Consider the following 20,069-nt stretch of genomic DNA (forward strand, 5'->3'; position numbering starts at 1 on the left):
CCATTATGGGTTGCAGCTCACCTTCGCCTCCGCCCAGTCCGCGTGATCGCTGGTGATGCCGTCGCCGCCGTCGGTGACCTGCAGCGTCAGCGTCTGGCCACCGCTCACATCCACCGAGACGTCAGCCGTCGGTGAGGTCCCGGTGAGCAGGTCCGACGTGTACTTGGCGACCCCGTCGACCAGGACCTTGAAGCTGACCTTGCCGCGGTCCTCCATCTCGTCGTCCACACCGACCTTCGCGGTGAAGGTGTTGCAGTTCCCGCCGAGCCGGACGCTGATCGCCGACGGTGCGTGCGTGCCGATGCCCTTCGCGTACTGCACACCGGCGAGGGTGATCGGACCGCCGTCGGCGGCGCCGTCCTCGCCGTTGCTGCGATCCCGTTCGACCGGACCCCAGCCGTTGGTCGAGTCGATGAACTCCAGATCGCTCACCCACCTCTCGCCGGTAGGTGCCGGTGGCAACGGCTTGTCGGCGATGGTGGCGGCGAAGAAGCCGAGTCCGCCGCCGGGCAGCTTGATCGCCTTGACCGTCTTCCCGGGATCCAGTGGTACGGCGGTGTAGAAGACCCGGTAGTCGGTCGTGGTGTTGCTCAAGCCGGCTTGCGTGTAGCGGCCCTTCACCGACACCGCCAGCTTCGCGCCGCCGGTGGTCGGGTCCTGACAACACCAGTTCGGCAACTGGAACGTCCCTTGGGACTCGGTGCCGTCGGTGTAGATGATCGTCACCGCTCCGCGCGCGTTCAGGCTGGCGCCCGCACCCAGCAGCGCTAGGTGCGAACCGGTGCCCGAGACCAGGATCGGCGCCGGCTGGTTCTTCACCAGGTTGGGCGTTCCCGGTGCGCCGGAGGGCCAGGTGAACTGCGCGTCCTGCACAGTCACCGTCGCGCCGGGCGTGTAGCCGGCCGCCGCGAGAGCCTCACCGTTGAAGCTGTTCCCCGACCCGTCGAAGTTGCCCTGGGCATAGGTCGACGCGTCGCTCACACCGACCACGTTGGCCGCCTGGGACAACGAGGCGTACGGCAACTGTGCCGTGGCCGACGCGCTGTTGGCGTAGCTCTTGCCATCGGCAACATAACTGGCCTTCAGCTCCAGAGTGAACGAAGCCGGCTTCACGTCTGCACTCGGAGTGACCTGCAGCTTCGTGGTCACGGTCTCTCCGGGGCGGACGGTCGGAAAGGTGTTCTGCCCGGTGACGGTCCAGCCGGTCGGTGCCTGCACGTCGAGGCGCACGTTGCGCATCGTCGCCTTGCTGCCGTTGTCGAAGGTGGCGGTCACCTCGGTGGCCTGGCCGGGAGCGTTCCACAGCGACGGCGTGGTGAGCTGCGGGGTGCCGAAGGTGTTCGCCACGTCGGGTCCGCCGACCGAGGAGGTGCCAACGAGCTGGACGACAGCAGAGCGTGCGGTGGAGATCGCTGCCGTCTTCACCCGGACGACCCCGTTCTCGTACTCCCAGCCACTCAGCTTGCGGCCGTCCACGGTGACCTCGCGCGGTGCGGTGCCGGTGTGGACGATGAGCTCGTACGGGCGAGACGCCGGCTTTCCGGTGTAGGTGCCGACGCTGGCGCCGATCTTCACGGTCACGTCACCACGGCCCTGCGTCGGTGCGTCCACGGCGAACACCTGGGTGGCCGACTTCGGCGAGCGGGTGACCCGGTCGTCCTCGTACAGGCTGAACGACGACTTGCCCTGCGGGTAGATGTCGACCGTGATCGGGTCGCCGAAGCCCTGCTCGGCCGCGGTGTTGATTCCCGCCTTCCACATCGGTACGACGGCGCCGGCCTTCACGAACAGCGGGAGCGTGTCGAGCGGAGCGTGGTAGCCGTTCACCGTGGTCGGGCCCTGGTACACGCGGCCGGTCCAGTAGTCGACCCAGTTGCCCTTGGGCAGGTAGATACCGCCCTTCACCTCGTCGGCACCCCACATCGGTGCGACCAGGAACTCCTTGCCGGCCAGGAACTCGTACTTCGTGGTGTCGTCCCAGGTCTTCGGGTCGTTCGGGTACTCCAGGACCAGCGACCGGTTCAGCGGTGCACCGGTCCGGTGCGCCTCGGCGGCGTACGAGTAGAAGTACGGCAGCAGGCGCTCACGCAGCTTGAGGTACTTGCGGTTGATCGAGGTGTACGGGTCGCCGTACGCCCACGGCTGCTTGTACGCCGGGGTGGCCCAGCCGGACATCGTCATGAAGGCCGGGTTGAAGACCTTCCACTGCATGTCCCGGACGTACGACGTGGCCGAGCCGCCGAAGATGCCGTCGACGTCGCCGGCGCTGTAGGCGATACCGGAGTTGCCGGACCCGGTGATGGCCGGGATCTGCCACTTGATCGCGTCCAGCGAGCCGCTGTGGTCGCCGGTCCACTGCACCGCACACCGCTGCGCACCGGCCCAGCCCTCGACCATCCAGGCGAAGCCGCGGGCGTTGCTGTACTGCTCTATACCGTCGTGCGCGGTGTCGCAGGCGCTGAGAGCGTGCCGGTAGCCCGGTCCGACCCAGGCGACGTCCAGCTTGCGTATCCGGACCCCTGCCTCGCCGACCTCGGCCGGCTGCCGGTCCAGCGAGGACTGCGTCCACAGACCCATCTGGATGTTGCGCTGCCGGAGCTCGTCACCGGTCTGCTTGAGCGGCGGGATCTCCCGCTTGCCCCACCAGGTGCCCTCGACCTGCTCGAAGTCGGTGTTGTCGGAGTAGCCGCAGCCGTAGTCGTCGTTGACCAGCATCCAGCCGCCGGGCATGTCCTCGTCCTTGAACCGCTGCGCGACCTTCACCGCGTCGAGCGTGGTCACCTTGTCCGCGTGGACCTTCCAGTCGTTGCTGGAGTCCGGGTCCTTCGCGTAGTGACCGCGGTTGTAGCAGTCGGAGTCGCCGTACTCGAGTCCGTAGATCGGTGGCATGAACGGACGGCCGCTGAGCTCGGTGTAGCGGTCCAGCGCGGTCTTGAGGTCGCCGACGAAGTAGTACGCGTCGAACCGCTTCTCGTCGTGCTTGGTGACGACGGGGTCGGTGAAGCTGTAGCTCCCCGGGCTGAACGTGTTCCGCAGTACGCCGTACCCCGCGGTGCTCATGTAGTAGGGAGAGGCGTTCGGGTTGCCGCCGTCCTCCCAGTTGAAGTCGCGGGTGATCCTGATGGTCTGGTCGCGGTGCGAGAACCGGCCGTTCTGCATCCCGCCGCCGAAGAACTGCTCACTCGGGCCACGACCCAGCGACTGGGTGGTGGAGGTGTCGTTCCACGACAGCGGTGTGCTCTCTGCCCACACGAGCTGACCGCTGCTTCGATAGACGCTGAACCTCAGCGGCTGCTTCTGTGCTCGCACCTCGATCTTGCCGGTCGTGAGCGAGTAGTAGCTGCCGCGATCCCGCCACGATGTCTTCGGAGTGCCGTAGTCGGTCTTGGTGACGATCGTCGACGCCGGCTCGTTCGGATCGGCCGGCGGCGTACTGGCCGGGTCGGTGAAGTTCCCGTCCGGCGCCAGCCAGAGCCGGAACACGTCGTCCTTCAGGAAGGCGACGCGCACCTTCGCGGGACCGGCGCTGAGGGTGTACGTCGCCTTGTCGGCGGAGAACCCGGTGACGTCACCCAGCGTGGTGTCGGCGCTGGGTTGGGCCTGCGCCTGAGCGCCCACAGCCACCAGGGCACCTGCTATCAAGGCAAGGGCCGTTACTGAACGTTTCATGCGGACAAAGATGCTCACGAGTGCCTCACTTCACGCATCTATGAACAAGATGCGGTCATTGAAGCGCACGCCGGGCGGCTTGTCATCAGGTTGGCCGTCATGAAGTTGAGACGCGGCCGCCATCACGGGGAGAAGCCGGGCCGTGACGATGATTCGCATGGCGAACAGTGGAACCTTCAGCCGGCGCCGGCTGCTGACCGGCGGCCTCACCCTGGGCGTCGCGCTGACCACCCCGGCCCTCGCCCAGGCCGTCCCCGTCGACCCCGACCGCTACCGCGTGCGGGACGACCCCGACTTCCACCCGGTGACCTTCCGGCTGCCGGCCCCGACCGGGCGGAAGGCGCTCGGGACGACCGCACTGCACCTGATCGACCAGTCCCGTCCGGACCCGACCATGCCGAGTGGCCGGCGCGAGCTGATGATCAGCCTCTGGTACCCCGGCTCGATGATGGGCGACGCCCCGCTCGCGAAGTACATGCCGCAACGGACCGCGGTCGAGGTCGACGAGGCCTGGACCGGGGAGTACGGGCTGGCGCTGCCGACCGGCTCGTTCGACTTCGCCAACACCGAGACGCACTCCCGGGTCGACGCGCCGATGCAGCCGATCCCGCACCCCGTCGTACTGTTCTCTCCCGGCTATCAGTACAGCCGGTTTGTGAACACCGCCCAGGTCGAGGACCTGGCCAGTCGCGGGTACGTCGTCGTCACCATGGACCACACCCACGAGACACCGACCGAGTTCCCGGGCGGGCGGTTCCTGCCCGGCGTACCGGCCGATCAGCTGCTCGATCCGGTGTTCACCCGCCAGGCCGTCGAGACCCGGACGGCCGACGCCCGGTTCGTGCTGGATCAGCTCGAGGGGATCGCCGCCGGCGAGAACCCGGACCTGGACGGCAAGGAGTTGCCACCCGGCCTCGCCGCCGGCCTCGACCTGCAGAAGGTCGGCATGTTCGGCTTCTCGCTCGGCGGCTACGCGACCGCGAACACGCTGCTCGAGGACAAGCGGTTCGCCGCCGGTGTCGACCTGGACGGCACGCTCCAGGACGACCCGGCGAAGGGCCCGCTCGGGGAGGTCGCCCGGAAGGGACTCGACCAGCCGTTCCTGCTGTTCGGCTCGGACGCCAGCCAGCGGACCGACGCGGGGAAGGAGTACTACGACAAGTCGTGGGCCGAGTTCTGGGACGCGCAGCGCGGCTGGAAGCTGAACCTCGGGCTGGCCGGTGCCAAGCAGAAGGCGTTCACCGACTACCAGTTCGTCTTCGACCAGTTGTTCCGCGAGATCTACGGCCAGGACGAGATCATCACCTCGGTGATGACAGCGCTGGTCGGCTCGGTCGACCCGGCCCGTAGCGTGCTCGCCCAGCGCAGGTACCTGAGCGCCTTTTTCGACCAGACACTGCGCCGCCGGCCCGAGCTGCTGCTCCGCGCTGAGTCGCCGAAATTCCCGGAGGTGCAGTTCGCCCGCTGATCCCGGCTTGTGATGCTTGCCACCCCTGTCGGTCGGCGGACGGCGTACCCTCGGGGTCGAGAGGGCGGGATGGGGACGGGGTTCCGGCGCGCTCGGTGGCCACGGCGCGACGCGCGGTGCACAGGGTTGTCGGACACTTTCTGAAACCCTGTGAGGTGTGATCGCGGCGGGAACGGTTACCGTGCGTTGAGAAATGCGTTGCCGTCGGCCGTACCCTGTCCTCGGACGGGGTCGGTCTGTGCTCGGGGGAACAGACGTCCGATCACGGGCGTTGTCGGCAGGACGATGAGAGTGCTAGGGCAAGGAGCGCAGTGGCAGGGGCATCAGGGACGAAGACAGCAACAGCGGCTGCACGCCGTCTGGTGATCGTCGAGTCGCCGAAGAAGGCGCGGATGATCGCCGGTTTCCTGGGGTCCGGGTACGTGGTGGAGTCCAGCTTCGGCCACATCCGGGACCTGCCGAAGGGTGCGGACGAGATCCCGGCGAAGTACAAGGGACTCCCATGGGCCCGGCTCGGCGTCAACATCGAGGACCACTTCGACCCCCTGTACGTCGTCCCGGCCGACAAGAAGGCCCAGATCCGCAAGCTGAAAGAGCTGCTCAAGTCCGCCGACGAGCTCTACCTGGCCACCGATGAGGACCGCGAGGGCGAGGCGATCGCCTGGCACCTGCTGGACGAGCTGAAGCCGAAGATCCCGGTCAAGCGGATGGTCTTCCACGAGATCACCCCGAAGGCCATCCAGGACGCGGTCGGCAGCGCGCGGGACATCAACGACGCGCTGGTCGACGCCCAGGAGGCCCGGCGGATCCTGGACCGGCTGTACGGCTACGAGGTCTCGCCGGTGCTGTGGAAGAAGGTCATGCCGAAGCTGTCGGCGGGCCGGGTTCAGTCGGTCGCGATCCGGATGGTGGTCGACCGGGAGCGCGAGCGGATCGCCTTCCGCAGTGCGTCGTACTGGGATCTGGACGCCACCCTCGACGCCGGTGAGGGCCGGTCGCCCCGGCAGTTCCCCTCCCGGCTTGTCTCGGTGGACAGCCGGCGGGTCGCCCAGGGCCGCGACTTCAGCTCCGTCGGTGAGCTCAAGGGCCAGAACACGGTCCACCTGAACGAGGAGACCGCGACCGCGCTGGCCGCCGCGCTGCGCGACTCGCAGTTCACCGTCCGGTCGATCGAGTCCAAGCCGTACACCCGCAAGCCGTACGCGCCGTTCCGGACCACCACGCTGCAGCAGGAGGCCGGCCGCAAGCTCGGCATGTCCGCCTCGCAGACGATGCAGATCGCCCAGCGACTGTACGAGAACGGCAACATCACCTATATGCGTACGGACAGCGTGACGCTGTCCGACACCGCGATCACCGCGGCCCGGGCCCAGGTCCGGGAGCTGTACGGCGCGTCGTACCTGCCGGACAAGCCGCGGGTCTACACCTCCAAGGTGAAGAACGCGCAGGAGGCGCACGAGGCAATCCGGCCGGCCGGCGAGGTCTTCCAGACCCCGGCGCAGACCGGGCTGAGCGGTGCCGAGTACCGGCTCTACGAGCTGATCTGGATGCGGACCATCGCGTCCCAGATGAAGGACGCCGAGGGTCGCAGCGTCTCGATCAAGATCGACGCCAAGGCTTCCACCGGGGAGAACTGCGAGTTCACCTCGTCCGGCCGGGTGATCACCTTCCACGGCTTCCTCAAGGCGTACGTCGAGGGCGCGGACGACCCGTCCGCCGGCACCGACGACCAGGAGACCCGGCTGCCCGACGTGGCCGAGGGCGACGTCCTGCCCGCGGTCGAGGTGCTGGCCTCCGGACACGAGACGAAGCCGCCGGCCCGCTACACCGAGGCGACGCTGATCCGCGAGCTGGAAGAGCGTGAGATCGGCCGCCCGTCGACGTACGCCTCCATCATCGGGACGATCCAGGCCCGCGGGTACGTCTACAAGAAGGGCACCGCGCTGGTGCCGGCCTGGCTGGCGTTCGCCGTGGTCCGCCTGCTGGAGGAGCACTTCACCCGGCTGGTCGACTACGCGTTCACCGCGACGATGGAGGACGTGCTCGACGAGGTCGCCGCCGGTGACCTGCAGCGCGAGGGCGTCCTGTCCCGGTTCTACTTCGGTGACGACGACCTCGAGGGCCTGCACTCGATGGTGAACGACCTCGGCGACATCGACGCCCGGGAGATGTCCACCTTCCCGGTCGGCGGTGACGACACCGGCATCGTGGTCCGGGTCGGCCGCTACGGGCCGTACGTCGAGGACAAGGACGAGCGGCGCTCGAACGTGCCGGAGGACCTGCCGCCGGACGAGCTGACGGTCGAGAAGGCCCAGGAGCTGCTCAGCCAGCCGTCGGGTGTCGAGCACGAGCTCGGTACGGCGCCCGACACCGGGCACAAGGTGGTCGCGAAGGCCGGGCGCTTCGGTCCGTACGTGACCGAGGTGCTGCCCGAGGACGCGCCGAAGAGCGCCAAGCCGCGGACCGGATCGCTGCTCAAGTCGATGACACTGGACAGTGTCAGCCTCGAGGACGCGATGAAGCTGCTGTCGCTGCCGCGGGTGGTCGGCAAGGACCCGGAGAGCGGTGACGAGATCACCGCGCAGAACGGGCGCTACGGGCCGTACCTGAAGAAGGGGTCGGACTCGCGGTCGCTGTCGTCCGAGGAGCAGATGTTCGACATCACCCTCGAGGACGCGCTGAAGATCTACGCCGAGCCGAAGCAGCGCGGCCGGCGGGCCGCGGCACCGCCGCTGAAGGAGCTGGGCGAGGACCCGGAGTCCGGCAAGCCGGTGGTGGTGAAGGAGGGCCGCTTCGGCCCGTACGTCACCGACGGGGAGACGAACGCGACCCTGCGCAAGGACGACTCGGTCGAGACCATCTCGCTGCTGCGGGCGGCCGAGCTGCTGGCGGACAAGCGGGCCCGCGGGCCGGTGAAGAAGACCGCCAAGAAGTCCGCCACGAAGAAGACCGCGGCCAAGAAGACGGCGGCCAAGAAGACCACCACGAAGAAGGCAGCCGCCAAGAAGACCACGGCGGCGAAGAAGGCAGCGGCGAAGAAGTCCTGAGGAGGCGCGCGTGACGAGTGCGGTCGAGGTCACCGCGCAGCGGCTAAGGGATCGGGGCGAGAGGGTCACGCCGGCCCGTCTCGCCGTGGTCGAGGTGCTCGCGGGCACCGAGGAGCACCTGAGCGCCGAGCAGATCGGCGAGCGGGCCGAGCAGTTGCGTCCCGGGATCCACCGCGCCACCGTCTACCGGGCCCTGGACGCGCTCGGTGAGTTCGGCCTGGTCACCCACGTCCACCTCGGCCGGGCCGGGACGACGTACCACCTGGCCGGTGATCTCGCCCCTCGCCACCTGCACCTGCGCTGCTCCGAGTGCGGGACTGTGTACGACGCCCCGGGTGACATCCTCGAGACCGCGAGGAAGAAGGTCCAGCGCGAGCTCGGCTTCCAGCTCGCCCCGGAACAAGTCGCCCTGATCGGCGTATGCAAGGAGTGCCAGAGCTGACCGTACTGATGCCACGCCTCCGGCGCGGCGGGTCATGGGGCTTTGACTCCCGGCCTTCCCTCGTCACTCCAGTCGCTTCGCTCCCTCCGCTCCTCAGTCCAGGCCGGGAGGCCCCATGACCTGAATCGATCACCCTCCTGTCCATATCTGTTGATCGGTGTGGATTCGTGAACGGGTTGGGCTTAGGCTCGATCCCTGTGACCCATGACCACAGCTACGTCGAGGACTTTGCTCCCGGCGCCAACGTGCTTCCCCCGCGTGCCTGGCTGGACGACGACTCGGCCAAGCTCCCGCTGACCGGCGACTGGAACTTCCGGCTCTCCGCGAGTGTGGCCGACGCCCCCGACGACCTGAAGGACCCGGACACCTCCGGGTGGGACACCATCGCGGTCCCGGGTCACTGGCAGCTCAGTGGGTACGGAGCTCCGGCGTACACGAACGTCGTCTACCCGTTCCCGCTCGAGCCGCCGTTCGTGCCGACCGACAACCCGACCGGTGACTACGTCCGGACCGTGACGATCCCGGCGGACTGGGCCGGCGCCCGGGTGGTGCTGCGGTTCGAGGGGGTCGACTCCCGGTTCGCGGTGCACGTGAACGGCGAGCTGGTCGGCTGGTCGTCCGGCTCCCGGCTGCCGTCCGAGTTCGACCTCACCGACTTGGTTGCCCCTGGCAAGGAGGCCCGGATCGCGGTCCGGGTGCACCAGTGGTCGGCCGGCAGCTACGTCGAGGACCAGGACATGTGGTGGCTGTCCGGGATCTTCCGCGAGGTCAACCTGCTGGCGCTCAAGCCGTCCGCCCCGACGGACGTTTTCGTGCACGCGTCGTACGCCGACGGCACCGGCACGCTGTCGGTGGACTCGGACGTCGCGGGCACGGTCGTCGTACCGGAGCTGGGCCTGGAGTTCGCCACCGGTGACGAGGTCACCGCGGCCGTCGAGCCATGGTCGGCCGAGAGCCCGCGCCTGTACGACGGTGTGGTCCGGACCGAGGGTGGTGACGTCCGGCTGCGGATCGGCTTCCGCACGGTCGCGATCGCCGACGGCGTGCTCACCGTGAACGGGAACCGGGTGCTGTTCAACGGGGTCAACCGGCACGAGTTCCACCCCGACCGCGGTCGCGCGCTGACCGAGCAGGACATGCTGGACGACGTACTGCTGATGAAGCAGGCCGGGATCAACGCGGTCCGCACCAGCCACTACCCGCCGCACCCGCACTTCCTGTCGCTGTGCGACGAGTACGGCCTGTACGTGATCGACGAGTGTGACCTGGAGACGCACGGGTTCGGGTACGAGCCCGAGCCGCCGAAGCTGCCGAACCCGGTGATGGACCCGCGGTTCCGCGACGACCTGGTCGAGCGGATCCGCCGGACCGTCCACCGGGACAAGAACCACCCCTCGATCATCATCTGGTCGCTCGGCAACGAGTGCGGGATGGGCGAGAACCTGAAGGCGATGTACGACCTGGCCAAGGAGATCGACCCGTCCCGGCCGGTGCACTACGAGCGCGACACCGAGGCCGAGTTCGTCGACATCTACTCGCGGATGTACACCGATCCGGCCGGCTGCGCGGAGATCGGCGCGGACCCGGAGCTGTACCGGAACCTGCCGTTCATCCTGTGCGAGTACGGCCACGCGATGGGCAACGGGCCGGGCGGCCTGCTCGACTACCGCGAGGTGTTCGACAAGTACCCGCGCTGCCAGGGCGGTTTCATCTGGGAGTGGATCGACCACGGCCTCCGCACCACCATCGACGGCCGCGAGGTCTACGCGTACGGCGGTGACTTCGGTGAGACGATCCACGACGGCAACTTCGTCTGCGACGGACTGCTGTTCCCGGATCGGACGCCGTCACCGGGCATGCTCGAGTACATCAAGGTGATCGAGCCGCTGCGGATCGTTGCTGATGGCAATGGTGGGGTGTCGATCACCAACCGGTACGAGGTGCTGGACACGAGCCACCTGAGCTTCACGTACGCCGTCGAGGTCGAAGGTGTGCGGGTTGGCGGTGGAGAGCTGTCGGTGCCGGTGATCGGGCCGGGCGAGACGGTCACGGTGGAGCTGCCGGCTGCCGATGCTTCTCAGCCCGAGACTTGGGTGACGGTTGCGGCGGCGCTCACGTCGGCGACGTCGTGGGCCGAGGCGGGGCACCGCATTGCCTGGGGACAGGTCCGGCTGGATGAGCTGGCTAGCCAGCCAGCTCCTCCAGCCGGGGTGGGTGCAGGAGCGCCGGCTGACGGTGTTGCCGGTGTGGACGGCATCACGGTGGCGGGTGTGAAGAACGCCAAGCTGGATGTCTGGCGGGCGCCGATCGACAACGACGCCAACCCCGGGGTGGCGGACGCTTGGCGTGAGGAGGGTCTGCACCGCGTGCAGCACCGGATCGTCTCGCAGGGCGAGCGCGACGGCGCCTGGGAGGTCGTCACGCGTACGGCGCCTCCGCAGCTCCAGTGGGGCCTGGTCAGCACCTGGCGCTGGACCGCTGTTGACGGCGGGGTCGTCCTGGACCTGAGCGTCGTACCGGATGGGCTCTTCCCCGAGGTGCTCCCACGGCTCGGCATCACCTTCGAACTGCCGAAGTTGGAGCAGGTGGAGTGGTTCGGCACCGGTCCGAACGAGGCGTACGTCGACACGCGTGAGGCTGCGGCGGTCGGCAAGTACTCGGCCACGGTCGCCGAGCTGCAGACGCCGTACGTCCGCCCGCAGGAGAACGGTCACCGCATCGACACCCGCTGGGCCGCTCTCACCACCTCCACCGGCACGCTCCGGGTGGAAGCCGTCGGCACCCTCTTCGGCCTCACGGTCCGCGACTGGACCACCCACGACCTGGAGACCGCCAGCCACACCGCCGACCTCACCCCGGGCGACACCACCTACGTCACCCTCGACATCGCCCAAACCGGCGTAGGCACAGCAGCCTGCGGCCCGAAACTCCCAGACCGCGACAAACTGAAAACCGCCCCCGCGACCCTGTCAGTCAGCTTCACCACGGCCTGACGTACAGCTTCATCACACCGCCTTGCCCATTCACTTTGATGGGCAAGGCGGTGCTGTTCTACTCGGCGCCAGGCGCGGCCGTGGCGAGGCCTGCGTCAGCAGCCGCAGCCAGCAGGCGCTTGTCGTAGGTCACCAGTGCGGTGAGCGGCAGGCCTTCCAGTACCAGGGTCTGAGCGCTCGCCAGATGGATGGCGTCGAGGGTCCGGAGCATCGGGTCCTGGTACGCCGCGGCCGTCGCGAGAACTGTGTCGTCCATCGGCACGCGGTTGAGTTTGGCGAGCACTGTCGGCACGGCGACCAGCCGGCCGGGGTCGGTTCGCCGCAAAGCGCGGGGAACCTCGGTGAGGACCAGCGCCGAGGCGACGAGGGTCTTGTCCTGCTCGGCCGTGAGCCACTCGTGGAGTGCCTGACTCTCCTTCTCGCGCCGGATCAGCTTCACGATCGCGGCTGAGTCCAGATAGATCACAGGCGTTCCTCGCGGAGGTCCGAGATGATCTCGGTGGAGTCGATCGACAGGTCCGGGTCACCCGGCGGGAGCGCCGGTGGCGCCGGATCGCTGGCGGGGATCAGCCGACCACGACGGACGAGATCGCTGAGGCCACGGGTGGTGTCGTCGATCGGGATCAGCAGAGCCGCCGGCCGCCCGCTGACGGTGATCTCGAGGGACTCACCGCCGGCCACACGCGCCAGCACTGCGCTGGTGTGCTGATTGAGCTCACGCACTGGGATGCTGTCCATGACACCAGTGTAGAACGCGATGTTCTACACCACCAGCGGATCAGATCGCGATGGCCGGCCGGGGGGATACTCGGTCGGCTGGGGGGTGGTAGGTCTGCCAGGCGGTGGTGAGGCGGGTTACTGCCTCGGTGAGCTCGTCTGGGTGGGCGCGGAAGTGGAGGCGGACGTAGGGGTCGCTGTTGCCGGTTACGTCGAGGCCTGAGCCGGGGAGGATGGCCAGGCCGTGGCGGAGGGCGGTTTGGGCGAAAGAGTTGCCGTCGCCGTGTGGCAGCCGGACCCAGAGGCACTGCCCGCCGCTGATCTGTGGCACGTCCCAGGTCGGCAGGTGCCGGGTGAGCAACGTGCGCAGGTGGTCGTGGCGGTCCTGGAGCTCGGTGGCCAGGTCCAGGTCGTCCAACTCGGCCACCAGATGGGCTGCGGCGAGCTGGGCGGGGACGTTGCCGCCGAGGTCGTGGACGGCACGGAGGCGGGCCAGGCGGTTGACGAGTGGGGCGGCTGCGCGGATCCAGCCGATCCGCAGGCCACCCCAGACGCTCTTGCTCAGCGACCCGATCGAGATCACCGCATCGCTGTAGGCCGCCATCGGCAGGGGCCGCGTCGTACCGGGGAAGCCCAGATCCGCAGGCACCTCGTCCTCGATCAGCGGTACGTCGGCCGCCGCCGCAGCCCGGGCCAGCCGCTGCCGCACCAGCGACGACAGCACCGCCCCGGTCGGGTTCTGGTACGTCGGGATCACGTAAGCGAGCCCTGGACGCCGTTCACGCACCGCCGCCTCGAAGCCCTCCAGACCGATCGGCAGACCACGCAGTACGGCGGCCTCCTCGCGGAACGCCTCCAACGCACCCGGATAGGTCGGTGCCTCGACCAGGACCTGGTCCCCGGGTGAGAGCAGCGCATGCGCCAGCAGCGACAGGGCTTGCTGGCCGCCGTTCGTCACCAGGATCTGGTCCGGCGTGGTCAGCACGCCGTGGTCGGCGTACCGGGTGGCAATGGCCTGCCGCAGCGTCGGGTGACCGTACGGGTAGTACCCGATGTCGCCGCGGATCTCCTGCAGCGACGGCAGGATCCGCGCATACGCCTCCGCGAGTTGCGGCGGCGGATCGCCCGGAGCCGCACAGATCGCCAGCAGTACGTCGTCGTCCCGCGACTCCAGCGAGTCCAGGAAGATCGGGTCGACCGGTGCGTCCTCCACGATCCCCGACGACGAGGCACCGGCCACACGCGTCCCACTGCCCTGGCGGCGGGTGATCCGGCCTTCAGACCGCAACAGCTCGTAGGCGGCGACCACAGTCGTCCGGCCGACCGCGAGAGCAGCCGCCAGCACCCGGTCCGGTGGCAGCAGCGCGCCCGGTGGCAGTTCACCGTCGTCGATCAGCCGGCGCATCCGGGCTGCGAGCAGCACGTACAGCGGGCCGCGGCCGGATGACCAGCGGCCCAGACGGTCGCTCAACTCGATTGGTCTCATTCGCGAACCAATTGTGCCGGATTGGCTCTGGGGTGACCAGACCCAGGCTCGGACGATGGCGGTATGGCCACCTTTCCTCGCAACGACATCGTGTCCCTGACCGAAGTGCAGCCCACCCACGACCTGGGCGAGAGCTACGGACCGGACCTGCGGCTGGCGGACCTGCTGACCCCGGAGCTGGCCGACCTCGAACTCGGCTACGGCACCGCGTACGGCGATCTGCAGCTGCGGACCGCGATCGCCGACCGCCACGGCGTACGGCCCGACCAGGTCGTCATCACCGTGGGCGGGATGCACGCGATCTTCCTGCTCGCCTATCTGGTCGCGGACCGCGGCGGCCAGGTCGTCACGACCGCACCGCTGTTCCCGCTGGCCCGCAACTGCTACGAGTCCGTGGGCGCCGACGTCCGGGTGATCCCGCTGACCTTCGACGACGGCTACCAGCTCAGCGCCGACGACGTCCGCGCGTACCTCACCCCTGACACCAAGCTCGTCAGCCTCGCGACACCGCAGAACCCTTCCGGTGTCGCGGTCAAACAGTCTGTGCTGCAAGAGATCGCCGCCTCCATGGCCGAGAGCTGCCCGGACGCGTACCTGATGGTCGACGAGACCTACCGGACCGCGGCGTACGGCGACGATCCGATCGCGGAGACCGCCGTACCCCTAGGACCCAAGGTGGTGTCGGTCGCCTCGCTGTCGAAGTGCCATGGCGCCGCCGGACTGCGGATCGGTTGGCTCATCAGCACCGACGCCGAGCTCGTCGACCGGGTGGTGACCGCCAAGTTCAACACGGTCGTCTCCGCCGCGCCGCTGACCGAGGCGCTGGCCGTCCAGGTCTTCGAACGGGAGGACGAGATCCTCGGTTTACGGCGCCACTGGCTGGCCGACTCTTTGGCCGCGACCGAGGAGTGGGTACGGGCGAACGACGAGCTGGTCGAGTGGATCCGGCCCGACGCCGGCGCGCTGTGTTGTGTCCGACTCAAGCCGGAGGTCTCGGTCGAGCGGTTCCGCCGGGCGGCCGCGGAGCTGAGCGTCCGGGTGGCCGACGGCGACTGGTTCGGTGACGAGCCGCGGGTCTTCCGGCTCGGGTTCGGGTTCCCGCCGCCGGTCGAGCTGAAGGCCGCCCTGGACGCCCTGGCGGCGGCACTGCGTCAGGCTGTCCACGCTGCCGACTAGTCTTTGGGTGTGCCGGAGGTTTATGACCCGTTGACTGATCCTGCACCGGCGCATGACGTGCGCGCGGTGTTGCGGATCCGGGCGTTCCGGCGGCTCTGGATCGCGTTCGGGCTGTCCAGCCTGGGCGACTGGATCGGCCTGCTGGCACTGACCGCGATGGCGAAGTCCTTCGCCGGGGACGACTACCAGGCGGCGAACTTCGCCATCGGCGGTGTGCTGTTCCTCCGGGTGCTGCCCGCGCTGGTGATGGGCCCCGTGGCCGGCTGGGTCGCGGACCGGCTGGACCGGCGCTGGACGATGATCATCGGCGACCTGATCCGGGCCGCGTTCTTCGTCACCATCCCGATCGTCGGGACGCTGACCTGGCTGCTGGTCGCGACCGTGCTGATCGAGATCGTCAGCCTGGTCTGGGGCCCGGCCAAGGACGCCAGCGTGCCGAACCTGGTGCCCCGGCACCGGCTCGAGGCGGCCAACCAGATCAGCCTGATCACCACCTACGGCACGGCCCTGCCGGCCGCCGTCATCTTCACCGCGATCACCCTGATCACCCGCGGGCTCGGCGAGCTCTCGATCGACCTGGCCGTCTACGTCAACGCCGCCACCTTCGTCGTGTCCGCGCTGGCGATCGTGTCGGTGGCCGAGATCGGCCGGGCCGTGCACGAGCACGAGCAGCATCCGACGCTCTGGCGGACGATGGTCGAGGGCTGGTCCTACGTCACCGGTACGCCGGTCGTCCGCGGTCTCGTGGTCGGGATCTCCGGAGCCTTCGCGGCCGGCGCGGTCGTGATCGGCCTCGGCCGCACGTACGTCGAGGACCTGGGAGCAGGCGATCCCGGCTACGGCGTGCTGTTCGGTGCCGTCTTCGGCGGTCTCGCCCTCGGCATGGGATTCGCGCCGCGGCTGTTCTCCGGGCTGTCCCGGCGGCGGTTGTTCGCGGCCGGCCTGGTCGGTTCCGGGATCTGCCTGGCCGGGTTGGCGCTGATCCAGCAGATCGAGATCGCCACCATGATCGCGATCCTGCTCGGCTTCTGCGCCGGCGCCTCCTGGGTCTCCGGCTACACCCTGCTCGGGCTCGAGGTTCCGGACGCGGTGCGCGGGCGGACCTTCGCCTTCGTCCAGTCCGCCGTACGGACCGTGCTCGCCGTCACGCTCGCGATCGCGCCCTTCGCCGCCGGTGCGTTCGGACGGAACACGTGGACCATCGGCGGCCGGTCGGTCACCTACAACGGCGCCTCGATGACCATGTTGATCGCCGCCGTCCTGGCCGGCGTGATCGGTCTGATCGCCTGGCGGCAGATGGACGACCGGCCGGGTGTCCCGTTCTGGCGTGACCTGCGGCGGAGCTTCGGCAAGACTCCCGGTGTGTACCCGACCACAGGCCTGTTCATCGCGATGGAAGGCGGCGAGGGTGCCGGGAAGTCGACCCAGTCCGCCTTGCTGGTCGAGTGGTTGAAGGAGCAGGGACAGCAGGTTCTGCTCACCCGCGAGCCGGGTGCGACCGATCTCGGCAAGACGCTGCGGCAGATCGTCCTCGACCCGGCGACCGGTGACATCTCGCACCGCGCCGAGGCGCTGCTGTACGCGGCCGACAAGGCCGAGCACGTGGACTCGGTGATCAAGCCCGCGCTCAAGGCCGGCGCGGTCGTCATCACCGACCGGTACGTCGACTCCGCGCTGGCCTACCAGGGATCCGGGCGGGACCTGGACCTCTCCGACGTGGAACGCGTCAACCGCTGGGCCACCGAAGATCTCCGGCCGAACCTGACCATCCTGCTCGACCTGCCGCCGAAGAGCGGGCTCGACCGGTTCACCGAGCGGGACCGGATCGAGGCCCAGTCGCACGACTTCCACGTCCGGGTCCGGACCGCGTTCCTCGAGCTCGCCGCCGCCGAACCGCAGCACTACCTGGTCGTCGACGCCACCCAGGACCGCGACGTCATCGCCACCCAGATCCGCGCCCGACTCCAGCCAATGCTCCCGAAGGTGGACCTATGAAGGTTTGGGACGACCTGGTCGGGCAGGAGCCGGCGGTCGCCGTACTCACGAAGGCTGTGGCCGGTGCGGAAGCCGGGATGCGGGGTGAGTCCGGTGCCGCGGTGGCCGGGATGACGCATGCCTGGCTGATCACCGGGCCGCCCGGGTCGGGGCGGTCGAACGCGGGCCGTGCGTTCGCGGCCGCCCTGCAGTGCAAGAACAACCAGGGCTGCGGTGAGTGCAACGAGTGCCGTACGGCGCTCAGCGGTGCGCACCCGGATGTGTCGCTGATCCGCACCGAACTGCTGTCGATCCGGGTCAGTGAGATCCGCGAACTGGTCCGCCGAGCGGCGATGAGCCCGACCCAGGGACGCTGGCAGGTGATGGTCGTCGAGGACGCGGACCGGCTGACCGAGCAGGCCGCCGACGCGTTGCTGAAGAGCATCGAGGAGCCCGCGCCACGGACGGTCTGGGTGCTCTGCGCGCCGACCGTCGAGGACGTCGTACCGACGATCCGGTCGCGCTGCCGGCTGCTGGTGCTGCGCACGCCGCCGGTCGAAGCGGTGGCGGACATGCTGACCGGCAAGCTGGGCGTGGATCCGGAGCTGGCCGGGTTCGCGGCCCGGGCGGCCCAGGGCCACATCGGCCGGGCCCGGGCGCTGGCGCGGGACGAGGAGGTGCGGGACCGCCGGACCAAGGTGCTCGAGGTCCCGTTCGCGCTCCGTGATCTCGGTGCTTGTCTGAAAGCCGCACAGCAACTGGTCGAAGCGGCCAAGGTCGAGGCCAAGGCCAGCGCCGAGAAGGTCGACGAGAAGGAACGCGCCGCACTCGAGCAGGCACTCGGTGTCGGCACCAAGGGCGCCAAGCCGCGCGAAGCGAACGCGGCGCTGAAGGAACTCGAGGATCAGCAGAAGACCCGGGCGAAGCGTTGGGAACGCGATGTGCTCGACCGGTCACTGGTTGACCTGATGGCGTTGTACCGCGACATCCTGATGATCCAGACCCGCGCCGGTGCCGAGTTGATCAACGCCGAGCTCCGCTCGAACATCGAGCAATTGGCGGGCCGAACCACGCCTGAGCAGACGATTCGAAGGATCGACGCGATCGCTGCCTGCCGAGAGGCGATCGAGACCAACGTCGCACCGTTGCTGGCCCTGGAAGCGATGACGATCGGGCTGTTCGAGGGATAGTCACCAGCTGAGACTCGCGTCCGGTTAGCGGGCAGCGCTGTAACACCGAGACCGGCGGGTCCGATGTCTGGGTGTCCGGGCAGAACGCTCGGTCGTACATGCCCGAACGGAACTGAATGACGCAACCGCCCCCGATCCAGCCTGCCCGGCCTTCTTTGCCGCCGGCCGAGTCCTGGCTCGCGGGCGTTCCGACACCCGCGCAGCAGCGCCAGGACCGCTACGCCGTGGCCGCGTTCGTGACGAGCCTGCCCGGGTTGGTGCCGGTTGCCGTGGTGCTGGCCGGGATCGCGCTGCGCCGGATCAAACGGACCGGAAGCCGCGGCAAGCGGCTGGCGTACGGCGCTCTGGCGATCAGCCTGTGCTGGACGATCGCGATCGGTGTCGCGGTCGCCCTCGGCCTGTACGGCGAACGCCGGGCCGGAATCGGCCGTACGGTTGCGATCTCGGAGGTCGCCGTACAGCAGTGTTTCGACGCCGATCTGGAGGCGGAGACGCTGCGGGTGGTGCGGATCGCCGACTGTGCGGCCGGGCACACCGGCGAGGCGTACGCGAAGGTCCGGGCCAACCTGGCCGGGTTGTCGGCCGAGGACAAGGGGACGGTCGCCACGCAGCAGTGCGCGGCCGCGTTCGGCACCTTCGTCGGCAAGCCGTACGAGCAGTCGGAGCTGGACATGTACTACGTCGTCCTGGAGGATCGTGCTGTTGCTGACGGCAACGTCCTGTGCCTGGTCGGAATGCCGGGGACCCGCCTGACGGGTACCATGCGCGGGTCGCAGCGGTAGCGCCTTGCGGGGGAAGCACTGGGGGAGAACGTGAGTCAACCACCGTACGGACCGGAGCCGGAACGGCCCCAGGACGTGCCCAGGTCGTTCCCGACCTACGGCCGTTCTGATCGGCCGCAGGACCAGCCGCCTGGGGGGCAGGCGCCGTACGGTCAGCAGCCGGGGCAGCCGTCGCACGGTCAGGCGGGGCAGCCGTACGGGCAGTCGGGGCCGTCGTCATACGGGGAGCAGCCGGGGTCGCCTGGGCCGACGCAGTGGGCGGCGCCGGGGCAACCTCAGCAGCCGCAGCCTGTTGGGCAGTCGCCGTACGGGCAGCCGTCGCCGTACGGGCAACAGGCGCCGTACGGGCAGGCTCCGTATGGACAGCCGGCGGGTCAGCCGTACGGCGCCGGGTACGGCCAGCCGCAGTATCCGGGGACGTGGCCGCAGCCGTACGGCTACGGGTATCCGGGTGGCGGTGGCGGTGGCAACAACGGGCTGGCGATCGCCTCGCTGGCGACCGGGATCGGCGGTTTCTGCGTCCCTTTCGCCTCGCCGGTGGCGCTGGGCCTCGGCATCGCCTCGCTGGTGCAGATCAAGAAGCGCCAGGACAACGGCAAGGGCATGGCGATCGCCGGCGTGGTGCTCGGCGGCCTGGGCACCATCGGCTGGCTGCTCTACCTCGTGCTGATCGTCGTGCTCGGCGTGACCAGCGACGACGACTACTACGGCGCGCCCGAGCCCTCGTCGTCGTACTCGACGTCGACCACGTACATCGACGACCTCGCCGTGGGTGAGTGCTTCGACGACAGCGACGAGGAGGACGAGGTCGTCCGCCGCCCCTGCGCCCAGCCCCACGACGGCGAGATCATCGCCGGTGTCACGCTCCCGGACGGCCCGTACCCGGGCGACAAGGAGGTCGACAAGGCCGGCGAGGCGGTCTGCGCCACCGAGTTCGGCGAGTACGTCGGCTCGACGGTGAAGGACACCGAGCTCGAGTGGGACTACTGGACCCCTACCAAGCAACTCTGGAACGACAACGACCGGTTGGTCGTGTGCGCTGCGTACGGCCCCGACTGGGACTCATTAACCGGCAGCGTAAAAGGCACCCGGCGGTAGGAGTGCTGGGCTGAATCCTTAGCTGGT

The 20,069-nt window shown here is 68.9% G+C and carries 14 protein-coding genes; 9 read left to right on the plus strand and 5 right to left on the minus strand.

What is annotated here, in order from left to right; translation table 11 throughout:
• Positions 1 to 3: 3 nt before the first annotated feature.
• Both ACGFIF_RS33530 and ACGFIF_RS33535 read right to left on the minus strand, forming a co-directional pair.
• Positions 4 to 3,669: an NPCBM/NEW2 domain-containing protein gene (locus ACGFIF_RS33530; protein WP_393160098.1), complete on the minus strand. Its 3,666-nt coding sequence runs from the start codon at positions 3,667 to 3,669 to the stop codon at positions 4 to 6.
• Positions 3,670 to 3,699: 30 nt separating this feature from the next.
• A complete protein-coding gene (locus ACGFIF_RS33535; protein ID WP_393160099.1) occupies positions 3,700 to 3,828 on the minus strand; it encodes a hypothetical protein in 129 nt (42 codons plus the stop codon).
• Between ACGFIF_RS33535 and ACGFIF_RS33540 the strand changes: the two genes are divergently transcribed.
• The 4 genes from ACGFIF_RS33540 (at position 3,827) to ACGFIF_RS33555 (ending at position 11,619) form a co-directional block, all read left to right on the plus strand.
• Positions 3,827 to 5,137 carry an alpha/beta hydrolase family protein gene (locus ACGFIF_RS33540; RefSeq protein ID WP_393160100.1) on the plus strand — a complete coding sequence of 437 codons (1,311 nt, stop codon included), beginning with the start codon at positions 3,827 to 3,829 and terminating at the stop codon, positions 5,135 to 5,137. The genes ACGFIF_RS33535 and ACGFIF_RS33540 overlap by 2 nt on opposite strands.
• 311 nt (positions 5,138 to 5,448) lie before the next feature.
• Positions 5,449 to 8,184, plus strand: coding sequence for a type I DNA topoisomerase (gene topA, locus ACGFIF_RS33545; RefSeq protein WP_393160101.1), 2,736 nt, complete (start codon positions 5,449 to 5,451; stop codon positions 8,182 to 8,184).
• A 10-nt stretch (positions 8,185 to 8,194) separates the two neighbouring features.
• Positions 8,195 to 8,626: a Fur family transcriptional regulator gene (locus ACGFIF_RS33550; protein ID WP_393160102.1), complete on the plus strand. Its 432-nt coding sequence runs from the start codon at positions 8,195 to 8,197 to the stop codon at positions 8,624 to 8,626.
• A gap of 197 nt (positions 8,627 to 8,823) precedes the next feature.
• Complete coding sequence (locus tag ACGFIF_RS33555; protein ID WP_393160103.1) at positions 8,824 to 11,619, plus strand: glycoside hydrolase family 2 TIM barrel-domain containing protein; 2,796 nt, start codon at positions 8,824 to 8,826, stop codon at positions 11,617 to 11,619.
• 58 nt (positions 11,620 to 11,677) lie between these two features.
• Here the strand turns inward: ACGFIF_RS33555 and ACGFIF_RS33560 are convergent, their stop codons facing one another.
• From ACGFIF_RS33560 to ACGFIF_RS33570, 3 genes are read right to left on the minus strand one after another with little or no spacing between them, the layout of a single operon-like run.
• Positions 11,678 to 12,085: a type II toxin-antitoxin system VapC family toxin gene (locus tag ACGFIF_RS33560; protein ID WP_393160104.1), complete on the minus strand. Its 408-nt coding sequence runs from the start codon at positions 12,083 to 12,085 to the stop codon at positions 11,678 to 11,680.
• The gene (locus ACGFIF_RS33565) at positions 12,082 to 12,357 is read right to left on the minus strand and encodes a type II toxin-antitoxin system Phd/YefM family antitoxin (RefSeq protein ID WP_393160105.1); all 276 of its coding nucleotides are present in this window, start codon (positions 12,355 to 12,357) and stop codon (positions 12,082 to 12,084) included. Before ACGFIF_RS33565 ends, ACGFIF_RS33560 begins: the two co-directional genes overlap by 4 nt.
• 40 nt (positions 12,358 to 12,397) lie before the next feature.
• Positions 12,398 to 13,822, minus strand: coding sequence for a PLP-dependent aminotransferase family protein (locus ACGFIF_RS33570; protein WP_393160106.1), 1,425 nt, complete (start codon positions 13,820 to 13,822; stop codon positions 12,398 to 12,400).
• 63 nt (positions 13,823 to 13,885) lie between these two features.
• On the opposite strand from ACGFIF_RS33570, the gene ACGFIF_RS33575 reads away from it, so the two are divergent.
• The 5 genes from ACGFIF_RS33575 to ACGFIF_RS33595 all read left to right on the plus strand — a co-directional run bounded on the left by ACGFIF_RS33575 (position 13,886) and on the right by ACGFIF_RS33595 (position 20,042).
• Positions 13,886 to 14,998 (plus strand): pyridoxal phosphate-dependent aminotransferase, encoded by a 1,113-nt coding sequence (locus ACGFIF_RS33575; RefSeq protein WP_393160107.1) that lies wholly within the window; start codon positions 13,886 to 13,888, stop codon positions 14,996 to 14,998.
• 9 nt (positions 14,999 to 15,007) lie between these two features.
• A complete protein-coding gene (gene tmk, locus ACGFIF_RS33580) occupies positions 15,008 to 16,993 on the plus strand; it encodes a dTMP kinase (protein ID WP_393160108.1) in 1,986 nt (661 codons plus the stop codon).
• Complete coding sequence (locus ACGFIF_RS33585; protein WP_393160109.1) at positions 16,990 to 18,162, plus strand: DNA polymerase III subunit delta'; 1,173 nt, start codon at positions 16,990 to 16,992, stop codon at positions 18,160 to 18,162. The genes tmk and ACGFIF_RS33585 overlap by 4 nt, the downstream gene beginning before the upstream one ends.
• A gap of 116 nt (positions 18,163 to 18,278) precedes the next feature.
• Positions 18,279 to 18,944 (plus strand): DUF4190 domain-containing protein, encoded by a 666-nt coding sequence (locus tag ACGFIF_RS33590; protein ID WP_393160110.1) that lies wholly within the window; start codon positions 18,279 to 18,281, stop codon positions 18,942 to 18,944.
• Between the two features lie 30 nt (positions 18,945 to 18,974).
• A complete protein-coding gene (locus ACGFIF_RS33595) occupies positions 18,975 to 20,042 on the plus strand; it encodes a DUF4190 domain-containing protein (protein ID WP_393160111.1) in 1,068 nt (355 codons plus the stop codon).
• Positions 20,043 to 20,069: the final 27 nt, after the last annotated feature.

Origin of the sequence: Kribbella sp. NPDC049174, from assembly GCF_043197365.1 — a bacterium.
In the GTDB taxonomy this organism is placed as follows: Bacteria; Actinomycetota; Actinomycetes; order Propionibacteriales; family Kribbellaceae; genus Kribbella.

What these genes read in the sequence shown, in the direction of transcription:
- ACGFIF_RS33590 (WP_393160110.1), top strand. Translation starts at nt 18,279, where the DNA reads ATGACGCAACCGCCCCCGATCCAGCCTGCCCGGCCTTCTTTGCCGCCG.
- ACGFIF_RS33530 (WP_393160098.1), bottom strand. Translation starts at nt 3,669, where the DNA reads ATGAAACGTTCAGTAACGGCCCTTGCCTTGATAGCAGGTGCCCTGGTG.
- ACGFIF_RS33540 (WP_393160100.1), top strand. Translation starts at nt 3,827, where the DNA reads ATGGCGAACAGTGGAACCTTCAGCCGGCGCCGGCTGCTGACCGGCGGC.
- ACGFIF_RS33585 (WP_393160109.1), top strand. Translation starts at nt 16,990, where the DNA reads ATGAAGGTTTGGGACGACCTGGTCGGGCAGGAGCCGGCGGTCGCCGTA.
- ACGFIF_RS33575 (WP_393160107.1), top strand. Translation starts at nt 13,886, where the DNA reads ATGGCCACCTTTCCTCGCAACGACATCGTGTCCCTGACCGAAGTGCAG.
- ACGFIF_RS33570 (WP_393160106.1), bottom strand. Translation starts at nt 13,822, where the DNA reads ATGAGACCAATCGAGTTGAGCGACCGTCTGGGCCGCTGGTCATCCGGC.
- ACGFIF_RS33535 (WP_393160099.1), bottom strand. Translation starts at nt 3,828, where the DNA reads ATGCGAATCATCGTCACGGCCCGGCTTCTCCCCGTGATGGCGGCCGCG.
- ACGFIF_RS33565 (WP_393160105.1), bottom strand. Translation starts at nt 12,357, where the DNA reads ATGGACAGCATCCCAGTGCGTGAGCTCAATCAGCACACCAGCGCAGTG.